A 23,924-nucleotide genomic window follows, 5' to 3' on the forward strand; every position below is an offset into this window, starting at 1 on the left:
CCCGGCGGCGGGGGGAGTCGCCGCCGGACCGCCACGGGCCGCCGGGCCGCCGGGGCCGGCTTCAGGAAATGCAGCCGGCCTTGGGCGCCGCGCTGATGCAACCGGACTTGGGGGCAGCGCTGATACAGCCGTCCTTCGCCGCCTGCCGGGCGGAATTGGCGGCTGTCCAGCTCTGCCAGACGTCGTCCTGGGCCATCTTCTTGATGAGCTGCTCCACGGGAACCTCCGAAGGATGTGGGGAAGGGGAGGCGGCGACCGGTGCCACGCGGACGACCTGCGCCGATGCCGCCACCACCGAAGGTAAAAGGCATGCCAAGTCAATGTCAACGGTGGGCAATGTCGCGCGGCTGGGAAGGGGGCGGGGCGCGCCAACTTTGGCGGGATTCCGTCGAGATGATCGGCTGTGGAACTTTCTGACGGGCGGTCAACTGGACGGGTGGGCCACATCGTCGTATTGCGCGCCACGGCCACCGATGACCGGTTCCGATCGGGTTCGTTCGGGTTTATTCGAGTTCGTTCGGGTGACCTGCCCAGCGGGTCCGAAGCCTCCCGGCCGCGCACGGGGAACGATCACGACCGTCCGCCGACCGAACCGTCCACCCCACCGGGAGTCCGCCGTGCGCATTCTGCTCATCGCGGGCGCGTTCAACAGCCTGACGCAGCGCGCCTACGCCGAACTCACCGACCGCGGACACCGCGTCGCCGTCGAGCTGGTCACCCGCGGGACCCCGCTCGCCGAGGTCGTACCGCGGCACGCGCCCGAGCTGGTCGTGGCCCCGATGCTCAAGACGGCCATCCCCCGGGAGGTGTGGTCCGCCCACCCCTGCCTGATCGTGCACCCCGGCCCGCTCGGCGACCGCGGCCCCTCCTCGGTGGACTGGGCGGTGCACCTCGGCGCGGAACAGTGGGGCGTCACCGTCCTCCAGGCCAACGACGAGATGGATGCCGGCGATGTCTGGGCGACGGCCAACTGCCCCGTCCCCGGCGTGGGCAAGAGCGATCTCTACCGCAACGAGATCGCGGACGCGGCGATGGCGGCCCTGCTGACCGCCGTCGACCGCTTCGCGTCCGGCGGCCACCGCCCGCAGCCCCAGCACGCCCTGGCGGCCGAGCGCGTCATCGGCCGCCCCCGGCCCCCACTGCGCCAGGACACCCGCCGCATCGACTGGTCCACCGACCCGACCGCCACCGTGGTCCGTACCCTCCGCGCCGCCGACTCACAGCCCGGCGTACGGGACGAACTGCTCGGCGAGACCTGGTTCCTGCACGGCGGCCACCCCGAGCACACCCTGACCGGGCGGCCCGGCGACCTGATCGCCACCCGCCACGGCGCCGTCTGCCGGGCGACCGCCGACGGCGCCGTCTGGATCCCCGAACTCCGCCCGCCGCGCACCCCGGGGGAGCCGGCCACCTTCAAACTGCCCGCCACCATGGCGCTCGGCGACCGCCTCCCGCCGCTGCCCGAGGTGCCCGCCCCCCTGGAGCCCGCCGAAGGCACCCGCACCTGGACCGACATCCGCTACCACGAGGACGGACCGGCCGGATTCCTGCGCTTCTCCTTCCCCGGTGGCGCGATGAGCACCGACCACTGCCGGCGGCTGCTCGCCGCCTACGAGTACGCCCGCACCCGGCCGACGTCCCTCCTGGTCCTCGGCGGCCGGCGGGACTTCTTCTCCAACGGCATCCACCTCAACGTCATCGAGGCCGCCGCCGACCCCGCCGCGGAGTCCTGGGCCAACATCAACGCCATCGACGACCTGGTGCACGCCGTCCTGACCACCACCGACCGGCTGGTGGTCGCCGCGCTCGGCGGCAACGCGGCGGCCGGCGGGGCGATGCTGGCGCTCGCCGCCGACGAGGTGTGGTGCCGCTCCGCGGTCGTCCTCAACCCGCACTACCGGCTGATGGGGCTCTACGGCTCGGAGTACTGGACATACACCCTGCCCGGCAGGGTCGGGGCCGAGACCGCGGACCACCTCATGGCGCGGGCCCTGCCGGTCAGCGCCGCGAGCGGGCAGCGGCTCGGGCTGGTCGACCGGGTCATCGACTGCGCCCCGGAGGACTTCGCCGACCGCACCGCGGGACTCGCCCGCCGGCTGGCCGCGGCGCCCGCCAGCCAGGCGCGGATCGCCGCCAAGAAGGCCGACCGGGAGCGGGACGAGGTGCGGCGCCCGCTCGCCGCCTATCGGGACCACGAACTGACCCGCATGCGCCGGACCTTCTTCGACCCCGAGGAGCCGTACCACGCCCTGCGGCGTGCCTTCGTCCGCAAGGAGGCCCCGGTCGGCACCCCGGCCCACCTGAACGCGGTGGCCGCCGGGACATTGGCCGAAACGTTTCGGCAGGGCGTGAGGTGAGACGTCCGGGGCCGGCCGGCGCCTCGCGGCAGGCACGTCCACTGCCGGTCGGCTGACGCGGCGTCAGCGGGCCCGTGGCCGACCTTCCCGTCGGCCACCGGCCCGGACACCCGGCGCCGTCGCTTCACGGCATCGGCAGGTACTTGTACCCGATGCCGAAGACCGTGCTGATGGACTTGCGGCGGCGCGGTCCGAGCCGCCGGCGCAGCCGGGCGATATGGACGTCGACGGTGCGGGCGCTGGACTGGCAGTCCGGCCAGACCGCGTCCATCAGCTGCTGACGGGTGAACGCCCGCTGCGGGTGCAGGACCAGGTGGGCGAGCAGGTCGAATTCCAGCCGGGGGACGTTCAGTTGCCGTCCGTCGATGGAGACCGTCCGGGCGGCCTCGTCGATCTGGATCGGATCCGGCCGGTCGGCGCGGGCCCGGGCGGGCGCGCCGACCGCGGCCCGGCCGGGCGGCGCCTCGCAGGGTGGTGCGAGGATGATGCGGAGCTCGTCCGAGGTCGGTCGGTGCATCGATACAGGCTCCAAATCGTGCAAGGTGAGCTGCCACTTGCCGTCGGGAAGCCGATCGACCGCCAGGGGCGGGCCTTCACCGGCGCCGGCCAATGCCGGCCGGCTGAAGTCGGCCTCCAGTCGCAACGCAAGGGGGGTCGTCGAGGAGTTCAAAAACATGATCTGGGCCCATTCCTCTTGCAAAGCAGGCGTGTTCGGACAGACATGGCGGTGCTCGACGTTCGGGGTGCTGTTCTGCTGCGCAGCGACCGCGGCGCAGCCCACGCACGGTGCCGGGCCGGGGCGCCGGCACTCGTGATGCGGGTGCACCCATCGGGGCAATCGCTCCCAACCTGCTCGGGAGAACGAGTGCACCCATGCCCGTGTTCAGCCATGACGTGATGCGAAGTCACGGCTCCGGTCCGAACGAACGCTACATGTGATCGCGCGCTTCCGGATAGTAGCTTCCGCTAATTACGGTTGCTCTTGAGCCGATTTCATGTTTGTGGAGCTTCGCGCCGGGCGGCGATGTGGTGCACCGGGTCGTGGCCGGTCCGGTGAATTGGTTTAACGAACACCCTTTACTTATCCGGCTCTTAGCCTCCGGCGCGGGCGCGGTGCCGGCGTACCGCGTCGCGGTTGGCGCAGGTGGGGGAGTCGTGGCGCTGCCGACCGGCGCGGCTGAAGTCCGCGTCAGCGTGGCCGCATTCGGCCAGTGCGCAGCGGCCGAGCCGGTGCATCCCCAGGCCGGTCGGATGCGGTGCGGTACCGACGCTGCCCACTGCTCGCGGCACCCCGCCGCGGCTCCGGCCGTCCTCGCGGTCGGGCGGGATGGTGGTGAGCTCGGTCACATGGCGGACCGCGTCCTCCCCGTAAGGGTTCAGCGGGATAAGGGCATTACCTCAGGGTGGGGCCATGGACTCACACCTGGCCGGCCGGGCGCCTGTTACCCACGCCCGCCCCGACACCCTCCGCCCCGTCAGGGGGAAGTGGCTGCCCCTCGTGGCCGCCTGCCTCAGCACCTTTCTGCTGCTGGTGTACACGACGATCGTGACCGTGGCGCTGCCCCGGATGGCCGGCGATCTGCGGGCGGGCTTCGGCGCCCTGCAATGGATCGTCGACGTCTACACGCTCGCCCTCGCCGGGCTGCTCCTGGGCATGGGATCCCTGGGGGACGTGCTCGGCCGCAAGCGCCTCCACGTTCTCGGGCTCGCCGTCTTCACCGCCGCCACCCTCGGCTGCGCGCTGGCCGGGAACGTTCAACTCCTCATCGCCGCACGGGCGGTGCAGGGCATCGCGGGCGCGGCGATGTTCGCCACCCTCGTCCCGCTGATCGGCCTGGCCTATGAAGGACGGGACCGGGCCCGCGCGTTCGCCGTCTGGGGCGCGGTCGCCGGGGCGGCGGCGGGCGTCGGCAACGTCGCCGGCGGCATCCTCACCCAACTCCTGTCCTGGCAGTGGATCTTCTACGGCGCGCTGCCGCTCTGCGCCGTCGCCCTCTGGCTGGCCACCAGGGTGCCGGCCGACCGCGCCGGTACGCCGGCCCCGGTCGACTGGCCGGGAATCGCCACCTTCACCCTCGCCGCGACCGGGATCACCTTCGGTTTCGTGCGCGGCGGCGAGGCCGGGTGGGGTGACGCGGCGACACTGCTCGGGTTCGGGCTCGGTGCGGTGCTGCTGATCGCGTTCGCCGTCGTCGAGCGGGCGTCGGCGCATCCGATGATTCCCCTCGCGCTGTTCCGCAAGCCCGCGTTCGACGGGCTGCTGCTCGCGTCCGGCGCCTACTACCTCGCCGCGTTCGCCTTCCTGCCGGTGCTCTCGCTCTGGCTCCAGAACGGCGTCGGGCTCAGCTCCTTCGCCACCTCGCTCGTCATCACCGTGCAGCCGCTCGCCTTCTTCGCCACCGCCGCACTGGCCGGTGGCGCGCTGCACCGGATGCCCGCCCGGTGGAGCATCGGGGGCGGCACCCTGCTCGTCGGCCTCGGCGATCTGGCGCTGCTGCCGGTGGCCCAACCGGGCTCCTCCTGGCCGGTGTTGCTGCCGGGGCTCGTGGTCACCGGCGTCGGCGCGGGGCTGGTGTCGCCCGTGCTGCCGGCGGTCGCGATGGCCTCCGCCCCGCCGGCGCACACCGGTGTCGCCGCCGCGGCGGCCAACAGCGCCCGGCAGCTCGGACTGGCGCTGGGCGTCGCGCTGTTGGGCACCGTCTTCCACGGCTCGGTGCCGGGGACCGGTGCGGGCGCCTCGGCGGCGGCGTACGCGGACGGGCTGGGTGCGGTGTTCCTCGTGGCGGGCGCGATCGGGGCGGCCGGGGGACTGGTGGCCTGTGTGGTGTGCGGGGCGGAGTGAATATGCCAATCCCCTGTGCGCGGTGGTGGTTTGCCTTTCAATCTCATAGCGGCAAAAAGGTGCGGAACCAGATATTCCAGGCGAGTGTTTTCGAAATGAGGAGGAAATGAGTAGGGTGTGGGCCGCCGCCGTTCGACCAGCGGTGGCGGTCCAGCCGAATTCGGCGCGGGCGGAATGCGCGGAAGCCGCGAGGTGCCTGCGTGGACCGGGAGGGGAACATGCCGGCCGACTCTTTCGAGGGGCACTATGTGTGGAGCCCGGCGGCCAATGACCGGGCGCTGGCGCGCGCCTGTATGGACGTCCGGGCCGGGCGGTACTTCAGCGCCCACGAGGTGCTCAAGGAGGCCCGCCGGGATTTCGAGGTACGGGCCCACCGTTCGCTGGTGCTGGCGTCCGTGGCGGCCGACTCCGATCTGGCCGAGCGCTGGCTCGACGAAGAACCCGGTCCGGAAGCGGCCCTTTTATGGGCCCGGGTGGCGATGCTCCGGGCGCTGCGTATGGCCGACGCCGGTGACCGGCGGGCGGGCGCCCTGGTACGGATAGCGCAGACGGCCTGCGAGCGCGCCGCGAAATCGGCGCCCGAGGACCCCACCCCCTGGGTCGCGCAGCTCGCCCTGGCCCGGCTCGAACGGCAGCAGGATCCCGCTCCCAAAGGGCTGTTGACCTCGCCGATGGGCCCCTGGTACCTCTTCGCGCACATCCTCCGGCTCGACCCGTGGCACCGCGAGGCGCACCACCGCTTCCTCGCGTTCTTCTTCACCCGCCACGGCGGCTCCTCCAGTGCGAGCTGGGACGTCGCCGCCTTCCTGAGCCAGCGGGCCGCCGCGTCCTCGCCGCTCCGGCTGCTGCCACTGGTGGCGCTGGTCGAGGACTACAACCCCGACGCCCTGCTGGCGGACCGCACCTGGGAACAGCCGCAGTGGATCACCACCGCCATGGGGATCTACCACAACTGGTTTCCGCAGGTGGCCGGTTACCGCTTCACCCCGGTGCTCGATCTCGCCTATCTGGCCCATGCGCTCTACATGGCGAAACACGAATTCGAGGCCCGGGAAGTCCTCACCACCATGGGGTGCTATGCCTCCCGCATGCCCTGGAGTGTCTTCGGTGATCCCGAAGAACAGCTCACCAAAGCCCGCCGATCCTGCGGTCTCCCCGTTCCGCACGCTATGTGACGCGCCGACCGACTGTTTCGACGATCCGTCGAATATCCCCCACCAGAAAGGTTGCGGTAGTGCCCGAGCGTACCTCGTCCCCAACTCGCGCGAAAAACCGCTCGAAAATCCCCCACAACGCGGATCCTGTCGCTCTCGACGATGATGCGACGCTGCACGCCATGGGATATCCGCGGAAACTCACCCGGAGATTCCGCGCGTTCGACAATTTCGCCATCTCGTTCACGATCATCAACATCATCTCGGGCATCTTCTCGTCCTTCGGCTTCGGTATGGGCGCCGGCGGTCCGCGCATTCTGGTCTTGGGCTGGATCGGCGTCTCGGTCATGGTGCTGTTCGTGGGTGCCGCGATGGGCGAGATCGCCTCCGCGTACCCGACCAGCGGTGCGCTCTACTTCTCGGCCGGCAAGCTCGCCAAGCGGCACCAGGGCGCCTGGTCCTGGTACACGGGCTGGCTCAACTTCGTCGGCCAGGTCGGCGGCACCGCCGCCACCAACTTCGCCGCGGCCACCTTCATCCAGGCGTTCATCGCCATGCAGTGGCCGTCCTACGCGCCCACCGCACCGCAGACGGTGGCCATCACCGCGGCCATTTTGCTGGTGCAAGCCCTGGCCAACACCTACACCGTGCGGCTGGTCGCCGTACTGAACCGGATTTCGGTGTGGTGGCTGTTGGTCGGCATGGTGGTGATCGTCGGCGCGCTGGCGCTCATTCCGACGCACCATCAATCCCCGTCGTTCGCCCTGCACTTCGCCAACAACACCGGCTTCACCAACGCCATTTACGGCGGAATGCTCGGACTGCTGGTCACCAGCTGGACGTTCACCGGTTTCGACGGCAGCTTCCACATGTCCGAAGAAACGGTGAAGGCGACCGTCAACGCGCCGCGCGGCATCATGCGTGCGATCGCCTACTCCGCGATCACCGGCCTCATCCTCATGCTCGCTCTGGTGTACGCCATCCGCGACTATGACCACGACGCGAAGGCGGACGCCCCGCCGGTGCAGATTCTCGTCGACGCACTCGGCGTGCACACCGCGAAGTTCCTGCTGCTGATCGTTATCGGCGCCATGCTGTTCTGCGGACTCGCCAACATGACCAGCAATACCCGGCAGATCTTCGCCTTCTCCCGCGACGGCGCGATGCCCGGCTCCCGTTGGTGGCATTCGGTCTCCGCGCGCACCCGCACCCCCGTCAAGGCCGTCTGGCTCGCCGCGGCCTGCCCGCTGGTCCTGGTGGTGCCCGGCTGGTGGTCGCACACCGCCTTCACGGCGGTCGTCAGCGTCAACGTCGTCGGGCTCTTCCTCGCCTACGGCGTGCCCATCTTCCTGCGGCTGCGGCTGAACGACTTCCAGGCCGGACCGTGGAACCTGGGCCGCTACGGCAAGCCCGTCGCCGCCGTCGCGGTCCTCTGGATCGTCGTCAGCAACGTGCTCTTCATGCTCCCGCAGGCGTACCCGGTCACCCCGGAATCCTTCAACTACGCCCCGATCGCGCTGGCAGTGGTCCTGCTGATCGCCACCGTCTGGTGGTTCGCCACCGCCCGCCGCCGGTTCCAGGGCCCGGTCAGCTACGGCAGCCCCGACGAAGTCGCGGCCATGGACCTGATCTGACCCCCAGCACCCCACCAGAAGGGACGCACCCCACATGCGACCGCTCAGCGACACCCCGCAGCCGCCCCCGCGGACACCGGGTGAACTCACCGTCACCCCAGCCCCGTTGGACCTCTGGCACGACGTGGTGCAGTGGACCGCCGACGAAGGCTGGAACCCCGGCCGCGGCGACATCGCCTGCTTCCACCCGACCGACCCCGACGGTTTCTTCCTCGGCCGCCGCGACGGGCAGACCCTCTCGGCCGTCTCCGTCGTCAACTACTCGGACCGCTACGCCTTCCTGGGCTACTACCTCGTCGCCCCCGGCCACCGCGGCGAGGGCCACGGCCTGACCACCTGGCGCGCCGCCGTCCCGCACGCCGCCGGTCGCACGGTCGGCCTGGACGCGGTCCCCGCCCAGCACGCCACCTACCGGCGCGCCGGGTTCACCCCCGCCCACGACACCCTCCGCTACACCGGCCGGCCCACCCCCTCCGGCGCGACCCCGCCGGAGGTCGTACCGGTCACCGCCGCCCACCTCGACGCCGTCGCCGCCTACGACCGCCGCTGCTTCCCCGCCGACCGGCGCGGCTTCGTCGCCCGCTGGCTGACGGCCGACGGCCACACCGCCCGGGTCTTCCTGCGGGACGGCGCGGTCGCCGGCTACGGAGTGATCCGGCCCGCCCGGTCCGGCTACCGCATCGGCCCGCTCTTCGCCGACACGCCCCGGGTCGCCGAAGCGCTCTTCGACGCGCTCATCGCCCCGCTCGACCCGTCCGACGAGGTCAGCATGGACATCCCCGAACCCCGCGGCGACGCCCTCGCCCTCGCCACCGCCCGCGGTCTGACCCCCAGGTCGTACACCGTGCGGATGTACACCGGGCGGGTCCCGGCGGCGGACGAGGAGCGCACCTTCGGCGTGACGAGTCTGGAACTGGGTTAGGGCAGAAGCCGGGACCTGCGCCCGCTCAGGCGCCCACGACCCCGTCGACGCCCTCCCGCAGGAAGTCGGCGTGGCCGTTGTGCCGGGCGTACTCGTGAATCATGTGCAGCATCACCAGGCGGAGCGAGACCTCCTCGCCCCACCTGGGCTGGTAGGCGGTCACGTCGAGCGAGGCCGCCGCCTGTTCGATGCGGCGGGCGTGGGCCACCTCGGTCTGCCAGGCTTCGAACGCCTCGGCACGGGTGGCCCCGCTCGCGTCGTACGCCACCTGGTAGTCGCCCTCGGCGGACCAGACGAGCGGGATGTCCTCCCCGTTGATCACCCGGCGGAACCAGGTCCGTTCGACCTCGGCCAGGTGCCGCACCAGGCCGAGCAGCGTGAGCGTCGACGGGGGCATCGAGCGGCTGCGCAACTGCTCGTCGGTGAGGCCGTCGGTCTTCATGGCGAGGGTGGCGCGGTGGAAGTCGAGATAGGCCCGCAGAGTCTCCCGCTCACCGGCGAGCCGGGGCGGATCGATGCGTTCGGTGGTCATGGGAGACGAGCGTAGCGGCGGGCGGACGCGCCGGAACCGCCGGCCGCCGAGCGGCGGCCGGCGCCCGGGCCCCTCCGTGGACGGTCCGCCGCGGCGCCGCAGTCAGGGGAGGTACCGCTCGATGGCGGCGCGCCCCTTCTCGTCGATCAGGCGCTGGGCCCACTCCAGGCTCTGCGGCGTCGGCTCCCGCCCGGACGCCCGCACCAGATCCTCCGCGTCGAAGGGCCGCTCGCTACCGGTGTACAGCTCGGCCGGCCGCCGCTCGGCCGGGGTCTTGCCGCCATTGGTCGTCACAGGTCCTCCTCTGTCCGCGCCCGCCGAGTCGCCGGGACCTCGCTGGTTCCATCATGGGGCGGGCTCCCAGGACCCGCACGGCGTGCGCGGGGCCGCCGGCCGCCGCCGGTCAGCCCCCCGGCCGCGGTGCCCCCGGGTACCCGGGCGGAAACTCCTGCTCGGTCCAGATCGTCTTGCCGAACGGCGTGTACCGCGTGCCCCAGCGCTGGACCAGCCGGGCCACGATGAACAGCCCCCGCCCGCCCTCGTCGTCGCTCGCGCTGTGCCGCAGATGCGGAGCGGTGTGGGCGGTGTCCGACACCTCCGTCAGCAGCGTCAGATCGCGCAGCAGCCGCAGATGCACCGGCCCCGACGCGTGCCGCACCGCGTTGGTGACCAGCTCGCTGACCACCAGCTCGGTGGCGTACGACAGCTCCGCAAGGCCCCACTCCCGCAGCTGCCGGGTGGCCAGCTCCCGGGCCGTGCCCACCGCGGCCGGCTCGGCGGGTAGCTCCCAGGCGGCCACCTGCCGGGCGTCCAGCTCCCGGGTGCGCACCAGCAGCAGCGCCGCGTCGTCCGGCGCCGCCCCGCCCGGCAGCAGCTCCGCCAGCGTCCGGTCGCACAGCTCCTCCAGCGGCCGCCGGTTCTCCCGCAGCACCCCGCCGAGGAGGCCCAGGCCCGCGTCGAAGTCCCGGTCGCGGGTCTGGAGCAGCCCGTCGGTGAACAGGGCGAGCAGACTGCCCACCGGCAGCTCGGTCTCCCAGCACTCGAACGGCAGGCCGCCCAGCCCGAGCGGCGGTCCGGCCGGCAGATCCGGGAAGGTCACCCGGCCGTCGGGGGCCACCACCGCCGGCGGCGGATGCCCCGCGCGCGCCATCGTGCAGCGCCGCGACACCGGGTCGTACACCGCGTACAGGCAGGTCACCCCGGTCGCCATGTCGTCCGGGCCGGGCTCCGCGGCGTCCCCGGCCGCGCGCTCCTCCGGAGTCTGCCCCACCAGGTCGTCCAGCCGGCCGAGGAGTTCGTCCGGCGCCAGGTCCAGCCGCGCCAGCGCCCGTACGGTCGTCCGCAGCCGCCCCATCGTGGCCGCCGCCTGGAGGCCGTGGCCGACCACGTCTCCCACCACCAGGCCGACCCGGGTCCCGGACAGGCCGATGACGTCGAACCAGTCGCCGCCGACCCCGGCCCGGTCGTCGCTCGGCAGATAGCGGTAGGCCATGTCGACCGCCGACTGGGCGGGCAGGCGCTGCGGCAGCAGATTGCGCTGGAGGGTCAGGGCCGCGGCGTGCTCCCGGGCGAAGCGGCGGGCGTTGTCCAGCGACACCGCGGTGCGCAGGACCAGCTCGTCGGCGAGGTCGATCTCGCCGCGGTCGAAGGCCGCGGGGTGCGTGCCGCGGGAGAAGGTGACCAGCCCCATCTGCCGCCCGCCGGTCCGCAGCGGTACGACCATGGTCCGCTCGTCGCGGATCATCCCGCCTGAGGACAGACTCCGGTACTGGAGCGTGCCCGGCCGGTACACCACCGGGTACGGCGCACGCGGCGGCTCGTCCGGCCGGTCGGCCACGGAACGGGCCGCCACCCGCACCAGCGCCGGCACCCCGCTCTCACCCGGCTCCGGGTCCCCGCCTGCCAGCACGGACCGCACCAGGTCGACGGTCACCTCGTCGGCGAACACCGGCACCGCGACCTCGGCGACCTCGCGCGCGGTGACGGTCATGTCGAGCGTGGTGCCGATCCGGCTGCCGGCCTCCACCAGGAGGTTCAGCCGGCGCTGCGCCCGATAGCGGTCGGTGATGTCGAAGGAGTCCTCGCACACCCCCAGCACCCGGCCGTCCGGATCCTGCAGTCGGTAGTACGAGCAGGACCACACGTGCTCGGTCCCCGGGTCGGTCGGCTGCTCGCCCACGAAGTGCAGGTCGACGATCGCCTCACCGGTCGCCAGCACATGGCGCATCACCTCGTCCAGCCCCTGCGGATACCCCTCCGTCACGAACTCGCCCGGATACAGCTCGTCCGCCCGCTTGCCGATCAACTGCCACAGGGGCAGCCCGATCTCCCGCCCGTACGAGGAGTTGAACCACGTCAGCCGCAGATCGCCGTCGTAGATCGCCAGCCCCACCGGCGACCGGGTGGCCAGCCCGTGCAGCATCGCCTGCCGCGACTCCCACTTCCGCAGGTTCTCCAGTGCCGCCGCCACCAGCACCCGGGCCGGCCGCGCCCCGTCGGCGGCGGCCGCGGCGGCCGGCGGGACGTCGTGCAGCGCGCACACCGTGATCGCCACCGGCAGTGCCCGGCCGTCCGCGTGCCGCGCCGTGCGGACCTCGATGTCCCGCCCCGGCAGCGACGACGGCTCGCCGGCCACCCCCGGCGACCCGGACGGCAGGAACGTCGCCAGCGGCCGCCCGACGATGTCCTGCGGCGCATAGCCCAGCAATTCCCGGGCGGCCGGGCTCCACCCGATGACCCGACCCCGGGCGTCCAGAACCGCGGTGGCCGCCCTGGTGACGTCGAGGGGACCACGGAAGTCGGCGCTCTCCGCCGCGTTCCATGTGTTCATGGCATCTGTCCAGCCCGGTTCCGTACCTTCAAGCATCGAGCCGGGGCCGGACCGGCACAACCGGCCCTGCCCCGAGCGGGGGACCACCGGGCCGCGGCCGTCCCTTGGTGCGGGCCGGGCGGGTCGCTGGCACAGTGGGGAGGGGCGCCGGCCCGACGACACGCCGGCCGGTCGGGCAGCACCGAGCAGCTGGAGGCAGATGGCCATGCCGTCCTCACGCTCCACCACTCCGGTACGCGGCGCGCCCTGCTGGGTGAGCCTGATGACCCGCGATCTGCCGGCCGCGCAGGCGTTCTACGGCACCGTGCTGGGCTGGCGGTTCCGGCCGGCCAGCCTGGGGGAGGAGTTCTCGGTCGCGCTGCTGGACGGGGAACCGGTCGCCGGAATGGGCGCGCTGACGCCCAGTTTCCAGGTCGCGGTGGCCTGGACCGCGTACTTCGCCGTGGAGAACGCCGACGACACCGCCGCGCGGATCCGGGAGCGCGGCGGCACCGTGGCGGTCGGGCCCCTGAAGCTCGGACCCGGGCGGGCCGCCCTCGGCGCGGACCGGGACGGTGCCGCCTTCGGCTTCTGGGAGGGCCGGACCGCGGCCTGGTCCGTGGGCCTGGGCAGCGCGCCGGCGGTCCTGGAGCTGCGCACCCGGGACGCGTTCGCCGCCGCCATCTTCTACGCGGAGGTCTTCGACTGGGCGGCCGAGCGGTCCGGCGGCTGCCAGGTGACGTACGAGCACGACCAGGTGGTCGTCCACGACGGCACGCACACCGTCGCGCTGCTGCGCGGCGGCGCTGTCGAGGCGGCGCCGGACCCCCGGGTGCGCCCGCAGTGGCATGTGCACTTCCGGGTGCGGGACATCGGGGCGGTGCGTGATGCGGCGGTGGCCGCCGGCGGGACCGCCACGCCGGTGACCGCCACACGGGACGGCACGGGCAGCCAGGCGTTGATCCGCGACCCCGACGGCGGCCTGTTCACGGTGACGTCCCCCGTGCAGGTTCCGGTCTGAGGGAAGGGGAACCCGACGCCCGGAGCCCGGCACGGGAACCCGGCGCCGGAACCCGGCACCGGACCCGGCACCCGGAACTCCGCGGACACCACCGGGCACTTGGGGGGCCGTCCCGGGGGAGCGGCCCCCGCCGCCCTGGTCATGGCGGGCGGGAGCCGTACCGCGGTGAACTCCCCCTCGGTGTACGTCAGTTCATCGTTCCGCCGCTTCCCGTGCCGGGGTCGGCGCCGCTGCCGGCTCCCGGGTCCTGGGCTCCGGTACCGGGGTCCTGGGCTCCGGTACCCGGGTCCTGGCCGCCGGTACCGGGATCCTGCGTGCCCGCGCCGGCCGTCGAGCCCGGGTCCTGGGTCCCCGCACCGGAGCTGCCGGCCCCGCCGGAGGCGCCCCCCGCGTTGCCGCCTCCCGCGCCGTTGCCGCCTCCCGCGCCGTTGGCGCCTCCGGCCCCGTTGGCGCCTCCTGCGCCGTTGCCGTCGCCGCCCCCGGCGCCGATCTGCGCCCCCGTGGCCTGGAGCGCGGCGGTGACCGGCTGGAAGAACGTCTGACCGCCGCGCTTGCAGTCGCCGCTGCCGCCGGAGGTCAGCCCGACGGCCGCGTCGCCGGCGAACATCGAGCCGCCGCTGTCGCCGGGCTCCGCGCAGACGTCCGTCTGTATGAGGCCGTTGACGATGTCGCCGTTGCCGTAGTTGACCGTCGCGTCCAGGCCGGTGACGGTGCCGTCGTGGAGCCCGCTGGTGGAGCCCGACCGCTGGACCTTCATGCCGACGGCCGCCTCCGCGGCCTTGGTGATCTGCTGGGTGCTGCCGTTGCCCAGGTCGACCGCGCTCTGCGGCTTCGTACCGGGGTCGTTGTAGGTGACCAGGGCGAAGTCGGTCTTCGGGAACTGGGAGTTGCTCACCGTCCCCAGTGGCTGGCCGCCCTGGTCGGCCGACCAGGTCTTGGAGTCGTTGCCGCAGTGACCGGCCGTCAGGAAGGCGGGCGCTCCCTTGACCGTGACGTTGAAGCCAAGGGAACAGCGGGCGTTGCCACCGAAGATGGCGCTGCCGCCGATCGGGCCCGCGGCGCCACCGCCGCCCTGCCCGCCGCCGTTCTGTCCTCCGCCGTTCTGTCCTCCACCATTCTGTCCTGCGCCGCCGTTCTGTCCTGTACCGCCTCCGTTCTGACCGGCGCCACCGTCGCTCTGCCCGGCACCGCCGCCACTCTGTCCGGCACCGCCGTCCGTCGATCCGCCCGCCGAACTCCCCGCCGTGCTCCCCGCGTTGCCGCCTGCCGCGCCACCCGCGTCGCCTCCTGCGCCGCCCGCCGGGCCACCCGTGTTCCCACCGTCGTACCGCTGGAACACCCCCTGGGACCGCTGGATGGTGACCATGCCCGCGCCCATGGCCGCGGTGGCCTTGGAGAGCGTGGCCATCTTTGCGCCGGTGACCGTTCGGTCGGCGGTCACCACGATCTTGTTGGTCTTCGGGTCGATCGACCAGGCCGTGCCCGGCACCGAGGCGGTGTCGCGCAGCGTCTTCGTGCCGGCCTGCAGCGCGGTCATGCTGTTGTGGACGACCTTGGCGACGGCGCCCTTGGCCGTGACGCTCTGCGCGGCGTCCTGGGAGAGGACGTTCACGACGAGGTGGCCGTTCGCGCCGTCCAGATACCAACCGGCGGTCCGGTCCCCGAGGTCCGCCTTGAGCGCTGCCGCCAGCTGGGTGGCCGCGTGGCTGCTGAGCGTCCGCGGGGCCGCCGGCCGGTCCGTGCTCGCATGGGCGTTGGGCAGCAGGACCGCCGCGCCCACGATGGCGGCCGCGGCGGCGCCGGCCATGATGCCGGTCCGCTTGTTCACATGTCGGTGGCTCAATTCACTGACCTCCAGGGACGCACAGGGTGGGGGGACACGGGCTGCCGTGGTGCGTCGAGCCGGCACCCGTGCGTTGCCTCCAGTCCTACGCAGCCCCGCCCGCCCCGGGCCCGTGGCACTCAAGCTGTGATGAATTCCGACGTTCACCGCTGCGAAGCCCTACACTCCCCGGCCCGTCCGCCCGGCCGGGCGTGAAGGGCAGCTGTCGCCGCGCTTAAGAAATCCTCGATGGACCGCACGCCCGCCGTAGGGGAGATTTCTGGCCGGGGAACGGGCGGCCGGATCGGGCCCCCGCGACGGCACGGCACCTCTTCACGTACGGGAGCTCTAACGGTGAAGGCACTGGTCAAGCAGAAGGCGGAGCCGGGTCTGTGGCTCACGGACGTGCCGGAGCCCGCGATCGGCGCGGGGGACGTGCTGATCAAGGTGCTGCGCACCGGCATCTGCGGCACGGACCTGCACATCCGGTCGTGGGACGGGTGGGCCCAGCAGTCGATCAGCGCCCCGCTGACAATCGGCCACGAATTCGTCGGTGAGGTCGTCGAGACCGGCCGGGACGTGGCCGAGATACGCGCCGGGGACCTGGTCAGCGGCGAGGGCCATCTGGTCTGCGGCAAGTGCCGCAACTGCCTGGCCGGGCGCCGCCACCTGTGCCGGGCCACGGTCGGGCTCGGCGTCGGCCGGGACGGCGCCTTCGCCGAGTACGTGGCGCTGCCGGCGGCCAACGTGTGGGTGCACCGGGTCCCGGTCGACCTCGACATCGCCGCGGTCTTCGACCCCTTCGGCAACGCCGTGCACACCGCGCTCTCCTTCCCCCTGGTCGGCGAGGACGTACTGATCACCGGGGCCGGGCCGATCGGGATCATGGCGGCGGCGGTCGCCCGGCACGCCGGCGCCCGCAACGTGATGATCACCGACGTCAGCGAGCAGCGCCTCGAACTGGCCCGGAAGGTCGGCGTCAGCCTCGCCCTCGACGTCGGGCGGTCCTCGATCGCGGACGGCCAGCGCCAACTGGGCCTGCGCGAGGGCTTCGACGTCGGCCTGGAGATGTCCGGCCGCCCCGAGGCGCTGCGCGACATGATCGGCAACATGACGCACGGCGGCCGGATCGCCGTACTGGGCCTGCCGTCCCAGGAGTTCCCGGTCGACTGGTCCCGGATCGTCACCTCCATGATCACCATCAAGGGCATCTACGGCCGGGAGATGTTCGAGACCTGGTACGCGATGTCGGTCCTGCTGGAAGGCGGCCTCGACCTCGCACCGGTGATCACCGGCCGCTATCCGTACCAGGAGTTCGACGCCGCCTTCGCCGACGCGGCCGGCGGCCAGGGCGGCAAGGTCATCCTCGACTGGGCCGCCTGATCCCCGGCCCGGTCCCCCCAACGCACCCCTAAGGAAGGCCCATGTTCGACTCCGTACGCGAGGACCTGCGCACCACCCTCGACGAGATCCGCGCCGCCGGGCTGCACAAGCCGGAGCGGGTCATCGGAACCCCGCAGTCCGCCACCGTCGCGGTCACCGCCGGCGGCCGTCCGGGCGAGGTCCTCAACTTCTGCGCCAACAACTACCTGGGCCTGGCCGACCACCCCGAGGTCGTCGCCGCCGCCCACGAAGCGCTCGACCGCTGGGGCTACGGCCTGGCCTCGGTCCGCTTCATCTGCGGTACGCAGGAGGTCCACAAGGAGCTGGAGCGGCGGATCTCCGGATTCCTCGGCCAGGAGGACACCATCCTCTACTCCTCCTGCTTCGACGCCAACGGCGGTGTCTTCGAGACCCTGCTCGGCCCGGACGACGCGGTCATCTCCGACGCCCTCAACCACGCCTCCATCATCGACGGCATCCGGCTCTCCAAGGCCCGCCGCCTGCGCTACGCCAACCGCGACATGGCCGACCTGGAGCGCCAGTTGAAGGAGGCCGAGGGCGCCCGCCGCACCCTCGTCGTCACCGACGGCGTCTTCTCCATGGACGGCTACCTGGCGCCGCTGGCCGAGATCTGCGACCTGGCCGACCGCTACGGCGCGATGGTGATGGTCGACGACTCGCACGCGGTCGGCTTCGTCGGCCCCGGCGGGCGCGGCACACCCGAGCTGCACGGCGTGATGGACCGCGTCGACATCATCACCGGCACCCTCGGCAAGGCGCTCGGCGGCGCCTCCGGCGGCTATGTCGCCGCCCGCGCCGAGATCGTCGCCCTGCTGCGCCAGCGCTCCCGCCCGTACCTCTTCTCCAACTCGCTGGCGCCGGTGATCGCGGCGGCCTCCCTCAAGGTGCTCGACCTGCTGGAGTCCGCCGGCGACCTGCGCGAGCGGCTGCACGCCAACACCGCGCTGTTCCGCTCCCGGATGACCGAGGAGGGCTTCGAGATCCTGCCCGGCGAGCACGCCATCGCCCCGGTGATGATCGGCGACGCGGCCGAGGCGGGCCGGATGGCGGAGCTGCTGCTGGAGCGCGGGGTGTACGTCATCGGGTTCTCGTACCCGGTCGTCCCCCAGGGGCAGGCGCGGATCCGCGTCCAGCTGTCCGCGGCGCACTCCACCGACGACGTGCACCGCGCGGTGGACGCCTTCGTGGCCGCCCGCGCCGCGCTGGCCCACTGAAGCGACCCGTCCGCAAGGGAACAACCGGCCACACCCTGCGAGACTGGAAGCATGATCGAAGCACGCCGGCTGCACATCCTCCGCGCGCTGGCCGACCACCGTACGGTCACCGCCGCGGCAGCCGCGCTCTATCTCACGCCCTCGGCGGTCTCCCAGCAGTTGGCGGCCCTGGAGCAGGAGACCGGCCACCGCCTTGTGGAGCGCGGCGCCCGCGGTGTCCGGCTGACCGCCGCGGGCGACATCCTGCTGGGCCACGCCAATGCCGTCCTGGCCCAGCTGGAGCGCGCCGAGTCGGAGCTCGCCGCCTACGAGGCGGGGGAGGCGGGCACGGTGACGGTGGCGGCGTTCGCGACCGGCATCGGGCTGGTGCTCGCCCCGGCCATCACCGAGCTGGCCCGGTCCGCGCCCGGCATCCGCGTCCGCGTCCAGGACGCCGAGGGCGACGCCAGCCTGCTGATGGTGCTGGACCGGCAGGTCGATGTCGCGGTCGCGGTGGAGTACCGCGGCGCGCCGGGCGAGGACGATCCGCGGCTGACCCGTGTCCCGCTGTACGCCGAGCCGTTCGACGCGGTGCTGTCGCCCGGCCACCCGCTGGCCGGCGCGGAGCGGGTGCCGCTGGCCGATCTGGCCAAGGACCCGTGGATCGGCCCGTACTCCGGCAACCCCTGCCATGACGTGGTCGTCCTGGCCTGCGAGTACGCCGGTTTCGAGCCGCGCCTGGAGCATTCCTCGGACGACTTCCGGGCGGTGGTGGCGCTCGCCTCCGCGGGGGCCGGCGTCGCGCTGGTGCCGCGCTCGGCGCTGCGCGGGATGGATCTGACGGATGCGGTGGTCCGCCCGGTCGACGGGGTCGCCCCCACCCGCCGGGTCTTCGCCGCCGTCCGCCGCGGCGCCGAGGACCACCCGCTGCTGCGCCCGGTGCTCACGGCGCTGCGGACGGCGGCGGCCGCCCAGGGCTGACCGGGGCGGGACGTCGGCCGGCGGCCCGGCCCGGTGCCCGGCCGGTGCGGGTCCAGGCCACCAGCCCGCTGGCCGTCCAGGTGGTGATGACCCGCTCCGCCGGGACACCGCACTCCTCGGCGCGGGCGCAGCCGTAGATCTGCCAGTCCAGCTGGCCGGGCGCGTGCGCGTCGCTGTCGATCGCGAAGAGGGTGCCGGCGTCGAGCGCCTGCCGCAGCAGCCGGCGCGGCGGATCGAACCGGTCCGGGCGGCAGTTGATCTCCACGGCCGTGCGGTGCTCGGCGCACGCCGCGAAGACCTCCTCGGCGTCGAACTCCGACTCCGGGCGCGGCTTGCCGGTGATCTGCCGCCCGGTGCAGTGGCCCAACACGTCCACCAGCGGGTTGCGTACGGCCGCCAGCATCCGGCGGGTCATCGGGCCCTTCGCCATCCGCAGCTTGGAGTGGACCGAGGCGACCACCACGTCGAGTGCGTCCAGCAGCTCTGACTCCTGGTCGAGCGAGCCGTCGTCGAGGATGTCGCACTCGATGCCGGTCAGCAGCCGGAACGGCGCCAGTTGCGCGTTCACCACCGCCACCAGCGCCAGTTGCCGCCGCAGCCGCTCGGCGGTCAGCCCGTGGGCGACGGTGAGGCGGGGGGAGTGGTCGGTCAGCACGCACCAGTCGTGGCCGAGGTCGCGGGCGGTCCTGGCCATCGCCTCGACGGGGCTGCCGCCGTCCGACCAGTCCGAGTGCAGATGGCAGTCCCCGCGCAGCGCCCGCAACAGCGCCCGCCCTTGCTCCCCTTCGACCAGCGGGCCGCCGGCCTCCTCCGCCAGCCGCGCCAGATAGGCGGGCCGCCGCCCGGCGAGGGCCTCTTCGACGACCCGGGTGGTTTTCGGGCCGAGCCCTCTGAGGCGGCCCAGCGTCCCGTTCGCCGCCCGCTCGCGCAGTTCCTCCGTGGGCAGTTCGCCGACGACCGACGCCGCCGTACGGAACGCCTGCACGCGGTAGGTGACCGCGCCCTGCCGCTCCAGCAGGAACGCGATCCGCTCCAGCGCCGCCACGGGATCCACCTCCCCACCGTGCACCGGCGGTGGGCCGGCTGCCACCGCGGGCGGTGCGGCGAACCGCCCCTATCGCAGTTATGCGAATATGTCCGTTCTCCGGATGGTCGATCCGTTTCCATCGGAATGGCGCGGCGATAGCAGTGGTCATTTCGGTCATTACCGCAGGGGAAGTCGCGGAGAATCATGCGCGGTTAAAGCCTCCGCAACATCCCGGACGAGTGTCCGAAACGCTGGCTGGACTTCCGGTCGGGGTGTCGCGCTGCGGAGGCGTAAAGATCGGCGGCCTTCGGTAAATCTGCACACCGAATGCGCAGTCGGCACACGCCCGATAGTTTTCCGCCTTGGTCCTGACCTGCGGATCGGCGGGTTGGTGCGGGATTGTCCAGTTCGCTACGGAGCGCAACGGCGGGTCGACGGAAAGGAAACCGGAGGGGATGTGAAGAAGCTGCCACCAACCCATGGACGCATGTACACGTCCGGTAATTCGACGGAGCGTTCGCGTCCGGATCGGCGGATGTCCGATTAGCAGGGCAACCGGCCTGCGTGCTTTGATCCTTCACATCACGGGAGTCGCCGGGTTTCCCGAATTCGGGACCCTGACTACCGTTGCCGCGGCCGGGTCAACCCCACCGGACGGCCCGTTTGCGTGCTTTTTCTTGATATTGATCCGAAGGGAAACATCATGAACAACGCCCAGGTTCAGACCCAGGAAATCTCCGACGCCGACCTGGACAACGTGTCCGGTGGCCTCGTCGGCGGCGCGCTGAGCACCGTCACCACCACCGTTGACTCCATCGGCCCGGTCGCCGGCACCCTCACCACCGTCACCGGCCTGGTCCAGGGCGCCACCGGCCTGGACGCGCAGGGTGTCGCGGGCGGCCTGACCACCGGTCTCTGAGCCCCTGTGCCGCTGAGCGGCACATCCGGCATCGAGCGGAGGTAACGGCAGGTCGGCGTCCCCTCCTTGCCGACATGCCGGGCCGAGTGCCCCGGACAGCCCGGTTCCGACCGGGCCCCGGGGCGCCTGGCCGTTCGCCGCCCGGACATACCGCCGGCCGTCCGCGCCGTGCCATGATGTCCCGTACCACATCGTGCAGTTGAGGGAAGAGTGACGTGCAGTTCCGCCAACAGGCCCTTTCCAAGCTGCAGTCGCCCGAGGAACTGGACCTGCCGGTGCGCTTCGCCCGGCCGCAGGGCTGGCTCGTCCTGATCGTCACGGTCCTCGTCATGGCCGGCGCCGCCGTCTGGGCGTTCGCCGGCACCGTCTCCTCGACCCTCGGTGCCCCCGCGATCCTCACCCACGGCCAGGGCAGCTACATACTCCAGAGCCCCGTCGCCGGCCAGGTGACCGCGGTGCTCGCCGAGGAAGGCAAGCAGGTCGCCGCCGAAGCGCCCGTCGTGAAGGTCCGTACGGCGCAGGGCACCACCACCGTCGTCCGCGCCATCGCCGCGGGACGGCTGACGACCCTGTCCGCCACCATCGGCTCGGTCGTCACGACCGGCGCGGACCTCGCCTCCGTCGAGAAGACCGCCGGCGCCGGGGACCGGCTGACCGCGACCCTCTACGTCCCCGCCGAAAGCGCCGCCACCCTCCCCCTCGGCGCCGCCGTCGACCTCAGCGTCCAGTCCGCGCCGACCCAGCAGTACGGCGTACTGCGCGGCAAGATCACGGCCATCGGCCGCAACACCCAGACCCGCCAGCGGATTTCCGCCTTCCTCGGCAGCGACCAGCTCGGCCAGCAGTTCTCCCAGCACGGCCAGCCGGTCGCGGTCCTGGTGACGCTCGACACCGCGCACACCGCCTCCGGCTACGCCTGGTCCACCTCGGACGGCCCGCCCTTCGCGCTGGACTCGATGACCCAGGCCACCGGCGCCGTCCACCTGGCCGCGCAGCACCCGATCGATTGGCTGCTCCCGTGACCGCACCGAACGACTCCGCGGCACCTCCGCAGCACCTGCCGCCGGCCGGCCGCGGCCGGCACCGTCCCGAGCCCGCGCCGGCCGCCCGCCGACGCAAGGGGCCGCCGCCCGCCGCCAAGGCCGGGAAGGCCGGGAAATCCGTCCGCACGCCCACCGTGCTCCAGATGGAGGCCGTGGAGTGCGGCGCCGCCTCCCTGGCCATGGTGCTCGCCCACTACGGGCGCCACGTCCCCCTGGAGGAGCTGCGGATAGCCTGCGGCGTCTCCCGCGACGGCTCGCGCGCCAGCAACCTGCTGAAGGCCGCCCGCAGTTACGGCCTCCAGGCCAAGGGCATGCAGATGGAACCGGCCGCGCTCGCCGAGGTCTCGGCGCCGGCCATCCTCTTCTGGGAGTTCAACCACTACGTCGTCTACGACGGCATGGGCCGCCGCCTCGGCCGCCGCGGTGTGTACATCAACGACCCCGACAAGGGCCGCCGCTTCGTGGCGATGGAGGACTTCGACACCAGCTTCACCGGCGTCGCCCTGGTCTTCGAACCCACCGACGCCTTCCGCAAGGGGGGCCGCAAACCGAGCGTGCTCAGCGCCCTGCCCGCCCGGCTGCGCGGCACCACCGGCACCCTGCTCGCCGCGCTGCTCGCCAGCCTGCTGCTGGTCGGCGTCGGCGCCGCGGTACCCGCGCTCAGCCGTACGTACATCGACATGTTCCTGATCGGCAACCAGACCTCGCTGCTGGGGCCGCTGTTCGCCGCGATGACCGCGATGGTGGCGCTCACCGCCGTCCTGACCGGCCTGCAACAGGCCAACCTGCTGCGCGGCCGGATCATCTCCTCCACCCTCAGCAGCGCCCGCTTCCTGCGCCACCTCCTGCGGCTGCCGGTCACCTTCTTCGCCCAGCGCTCGCCCGCCGACCTCGTCCAACGGCTCCAGTCCAACGACGCGGTGGCCGAGACCCTCGCCCGGGACCTCGCCGCGGCAGCCGTGGACGGCGTCGTCGTGGTCCTCTACGCGCTGCTGCTGTGGACGTACGACCCCCAACTCACCGTCATCGGCGTGCTGATCGCGCTGCTCAACGTCGTCGCGATGCGGATCGTCGTCCGGCTGCGCGCCACGCACGTCCAGAAGCTGCGCGCCGACACCGCCCGGCTGACCAACACCTCGTACACCGGCCTCCAGCTCATCGAGACCATGAAGGCCACCGGCGGCGAGAGCGGCTACTTCCGGCGCTGGGCCGGCCAGCACGCCACCACCCTGGAGGAACAGCAGCGGCTCGGCGTTCCCAGCGCCTGGCTGGCGGTCGTCGCCCCCACCCTCGCCACCCTCAACAGCGCCCTGATCCTGTGGATCGGCGGGCTGCGCGCGGTCGAGGGCCATATCTCCATCGGTCTGCTGGTCGCCTTCCAGGCCCTGGTGACGCGCTTCACCGCGCCCGTCACCCGGCTCAACGGCGTCGCCGGCCGCATACAGGACTTCGCCGCCGACGTCGCCCGCCTCAAGGACGTCGAGAGCTTCCCCGCCGACACCCTCTACTCCCGCCCGGAAGCGGACGCCGGCACCCGCCGCCTCAAAGGCCATGTGACGCTGGAGGACATCACCTTCGGCTACAGCCCGCTCGACAAGCCGCTGCTCAGCGGCTTCTCCCTGGCCGTCGGCCCCGGCCGCCAGGTCGCCCTGGTCGGCGGCTCCGGCAGCGGCAAGTCCACCGTCTCCCGGCTGATCTCCGGCCTCTACGCCCCCTGGGAAGGCACCATCCGCATCGACGGACAGCGCCTGGAGGACATCCCCCGCAGCGTGCTGGCCGCCTCGGTCTCCTTCGTCGACCAGGACATCTTCCTCTTCGAGGGCACCGTCCGGGACAACGTCGCCCTGTGGGACCCCTCGATCCCGGACGACGCGGTCATCGCCGCCCTCCAGGACGCCGCCCTCTACGACGACGTCATCGCCCGCCGCCCCGACGGCATCCACAGCCGCGTCGAACAGGACGGCCGCAACTTCTCCGGCGGCCAGCGGCAGCGCCTGGAAATCGCCCGCGCACTGGTACGGCGCCCCAGCATCCTGGTCCTCGACGAGGTCACCAGCGCCCTGGACGCCGAGACCGAGGCGATCATCATGGACAACCTGCGGCGGCGCGGCTGTGCCTGCGTCGTCATCGCCCACCGGCTGAGCACCGTCCGCGACAGCGACGAGATCGTGGTCCTCGACCACGGCGTGGTCGTCGAACGCGGTCGGCACCAGGACCTGGTCGCCGCCGGAGGCGCGTACGCCGAGCTGGTCAAGGAGCACTGA

General features: G+C 72.5%; 19 protein-coding genes and 1 pseudogene. 12 read left to right on the forward strand and 8 right to left on the reverse strand.

Annotation, left to right across the window (positions count from 1 at the left end; genetic code table 11):
• Positions 1-61: 61 nt before the first annotated feature.
• A complete protein-coding gene (locus ACO1BR_RS06855; RefSeq protein ID WP_426794106.1) occupies positions 62-217 on the reverse strand; it encodes a hypothetical protein in 156 nt (51 codons plus the stop codon).
• Positions 218-617: 400 nt separating this feature from the next.
• Between ACO1BR_RS06855 and ACO1BR_RS06860 the strand changes: the two genes are divergently transcribed.
• Positions 618-2,357 (forward strand): hydrogenase maturation protein, encoded by a 1,740-nt coding sequence (locus tag ACO1BR_RS06860; protein WP_426794107.1) that lies wholly within the window; start codon positions 618-620, stop codon positions 2,355-2,357.
• A 124-nt stretch (positions 2,358-2,481) separates the two neighbouring features.
• On the opposite strand, the gene ACO1BR_RS06865 is transcribed toward ACO1BR_RS06860, so the two are convergent.
• Positions 2,482-2,874, reverse strand: coding sequence for a winged helix-turn-helix domain-containing protein (locus tag ACO1BR_RS06865; protein ID WP_426794108.1), 393 nt, complete (start codon positions 2,872-2,874; stop codon positions 2,482-2,484).
• Between the two features lie 575 nt (positions 2,875-3,449).
• Positions 3,450-3,674, reverse strand: a pseudogene (locus ACO1BR_RS06870) (CGNR zinc finger domain-containing protein); the annotation flags it as partial.
• A gap of 94 nt (positions 3,675-3,768) precedes the next feature.
• Here ACO1BR_RS06870 and ACO1BR_RS06875 point away from each other — a divergent pair.
• The 4 genes from ACO1BR_RS06875 to ACO1BR_RS06890 all read left to right on the forward strand — a co-directional run bounded on the left by ACO1BR_RS06875 (position 3,769) and on the right by ACO1BR_RS06890 (position 8,909).
• Positions 3,769-5,199 (forward strand): MFS transporter, encoded by a 1,431-nt coding sequence (locus tag ACO1BR_RS06875; protein WP_426794109.1) that lies wholly within the window; start codon positions 3,769-3,771, stop codon positions 5,197-5,199.
• Between the two features lie 218 nt (positions 5,200-5,417).
• The gene (locus ACO1BR_RS06880) at positions 5,418-6,374 is read left to right on the forward strand and encodes a hypothetical protein (RefSeq protein ID WP_426794110.1); all 957 of its coding nucleotides are present in this window, start codon (positions 5,418-5,420) and stop codon (positions 6,372-6,374) included.
• 161 nt (positions 6,375-6,535) lie between these two features.
• Positions 6,536-7,987, forward strand: coding sequence for an amino acid permease (locus tag ACO1BR_RS06885; RefSeq protein ID WP_426794111.1), 1,452 nt, complete (start codon positions 6,536-6,538; stop codon positions 7,985-7,987).
• A 34-nt stretch (positions 7,988-8,021) separates the two neighbouring features.
• Positions 8,022-8,909, forward strand: coding sequence for a GNAT family N-acetyltransferase (locus tag ACO1BR_RS06890; protein ID WP_426794112.1), 888 nt, complete (start codon positions 8,022-8,024; stop codon positions 8,907-8,909).
• Positions 8,910-8,934: 25 nt separating this feature from the next.
• On the opposite strand, the gene ACO1BR_RS06895 is transcribed toward ACO1BR_RS06890, so the two are convergent.
• From ACO1BR_RS06895 to ACO1BR_RS06905, 3 genes are all read right to left on the reverse strand, one after another.
• Complete coding sequence (locus ACO1BR_RS06895) at positions 8,935-9,441, reverse strand: DinB family protein (protein WP_426794113.1); 507 nt, start codon at positions 9,439-9,441, stop codon at positions 8,935-8,937.
• Between the two features lie 102 nt (positions 9,442-9,543).
• Positions 9,544-9,735: a hypothetical protein gene (locus ACO1BR_RS06900; RefSeq protein WP_159505168.1), complete on the reverse strand. Its 192-nt coding sequence runs from the start codon at positions 9,733-9,735 to the stop codon at positions 9,544-9,546.
• A gap of 109 nt (positions 9,736-9,844) precedes the next feature.
• Positions 9,845-12,271 (reverse strand): SpoIIE family protein phosphatase, encoded by a 2,427-nt coding sequence (locus tag ACO1BR_RS06905; RefSeq protein WP_426794114.1) that lies wholly within the window; start codon positions 12,269-12,271, stop codon positions 9,845-9,847.
• Between the two features lie 205 nt (positions 12,272-12,476).
• On the opposite strand from ACO1BR_RS06905, the gene ACO1BR_RS06910 reads away from it, so the two are divergent.
• A complete protein-coding gene (locus ACO1BR_RS06910) occupies positions 12,477-13,271 on the forward strand; it encodes a VOC family protein (protein ID WP_426794115.1) in 795 nt (264 codons plus the stop codon).
• Positions 13,272-13,458: 187 nt separating this feature from the next.
• On the opposite strand, the gene ACO1BR_RS06915 is transcribed toward ACO1BR_RS06910, so the two are convergent.
• The gene (locus ACO1BR_RS06915) at positions 13,459-15,099 is read right to left on the reverse strand and encodes a S1 family peptidase (RefSeq protein ID WP_426794116.1); all 1,641 of its coding nucleotides are present in this window, start codon (positions 15,097-15,099) and stop codon (positions 13,459-13,461) included.
• A 348-nt stretch (positions 15,100-15,447) separates the two neighbouring features.
• On the opposite strand from ACO1BR_RS06915, the gene tdh reads away from it, so the two are divergent.
• From tdh to ACO1BR_RS06930, 3 genes are read left to right on the forward strand one after another with little or no spacing between them, the layout of a single operon-like run.
• Positions 15,448-16,476 (forward strand): L-threonine 3-dehydrogenase, encoded by a 1,029-nt coding sequence (tdh, locus tag ACO1BR_RS06920; protein WP_426794117.1) that lies wholly within the window; start codon positions 15,448-15,450, stop codon positions 16,474-16,476.
• A gap of 41 nt (positions 16,477-16,517) precedes the next feature.
• A complete protein-coding gene (locus ACO1BR_RS06925; RefSeq protein WP_426794118.1) occupies positions 16,518-17,711 on the forward strand; it encodes a glycine C-acetyltransferase in 1,194 nt (397 codons plus the stop codon).
• Positions 17,712-17,762: 51 nt separating this feature from the next.
• The gene (locus tag ACO1BR_RS06930) at positions 17,763-18,671 is read left to right on the forward strand and encodes a LysR family transcriptional regulator (RefSeq protein ID WP_426794119.1); all 909 of its coding nucleotides are present in this window, start codon (positions 17,763-17,765) and stop codon (positions 18,669-18,671) included.
• On the opposite strand, the gene ACO1BR_RS06935 is transcribed toward ACO1BR_RS06930, so the two are convergent.
• The gene (locus tag ACO1BR_RS06935) at positions 18,634-19,725 is read right to left on the reverse strand and encodes a PHP domain-containing protein (RefSeq protein ID WP_426794120.1); all 1,092 of its coding nucleotides are present in this window, start codon (positions 19,723-19,725) and stop codon (positions 18,634-18,636) included. The genes ACO1BR_RS06930 and ACO1BR_RS06935 overlap by 38 nt on opposite strands.
• A gap of 676 nt (positions 19,726-20,401) precedes the next feature.
• Here ACO1BR_RS06935 and ACO1BR_RS06940 point away from each other — a divergent pair.
• From ACO1BR_RS06940 to ACO1BR_RS06950, 3 genes are all read left to right on the forward strand, one after another.
• The gene (locus ACO1BR_RS06940; protein WP_426794121.1) at positions 20,402-20,617 is read left to right on the forward strand and encodes a type A2 lantipeptide; all 216 of its coding nucleotides are present in this window, start codon (positions 20,402-20,404) and stop codon (positions 20,615-20,617) included.
• Between the two features lie 215 nt (positions 20,618-20,832).
• Positions 20,833-21,639, forward strand: a complete 807-nt coding sequence (locus ACO1BR_RS06945; protein WP_426794122.1) for an HlyD family efflux transporter periplasmic adaptor subunit — start codon at positions 20,833-20,835, stop codon at positions 21,637-21,639.
• Entirely contained in the window at positions 21,636-23,924 is a 2,289-nt protein-coding gene (locus tag ACO1BR_RS06950; RefSeq protein WP_426794123.1) for an NHLP family bacteriocin export ABC transporter peptidase/permease/ATPase subunit, read from the forward strand. Before ACO1BR_RS06945 ends, ACO1BR_RS06950 begins: the two co-directional genes overlap by 4 nt.

It is taken from the genome of Streptomyces sp. YGL11-2, from assembly GCF_050054615.1.
GTDB lineage: Bacteria > Actinomycetota > Actinomycetes > Streptomycetales > Streptomycetaceae > Streptomyces.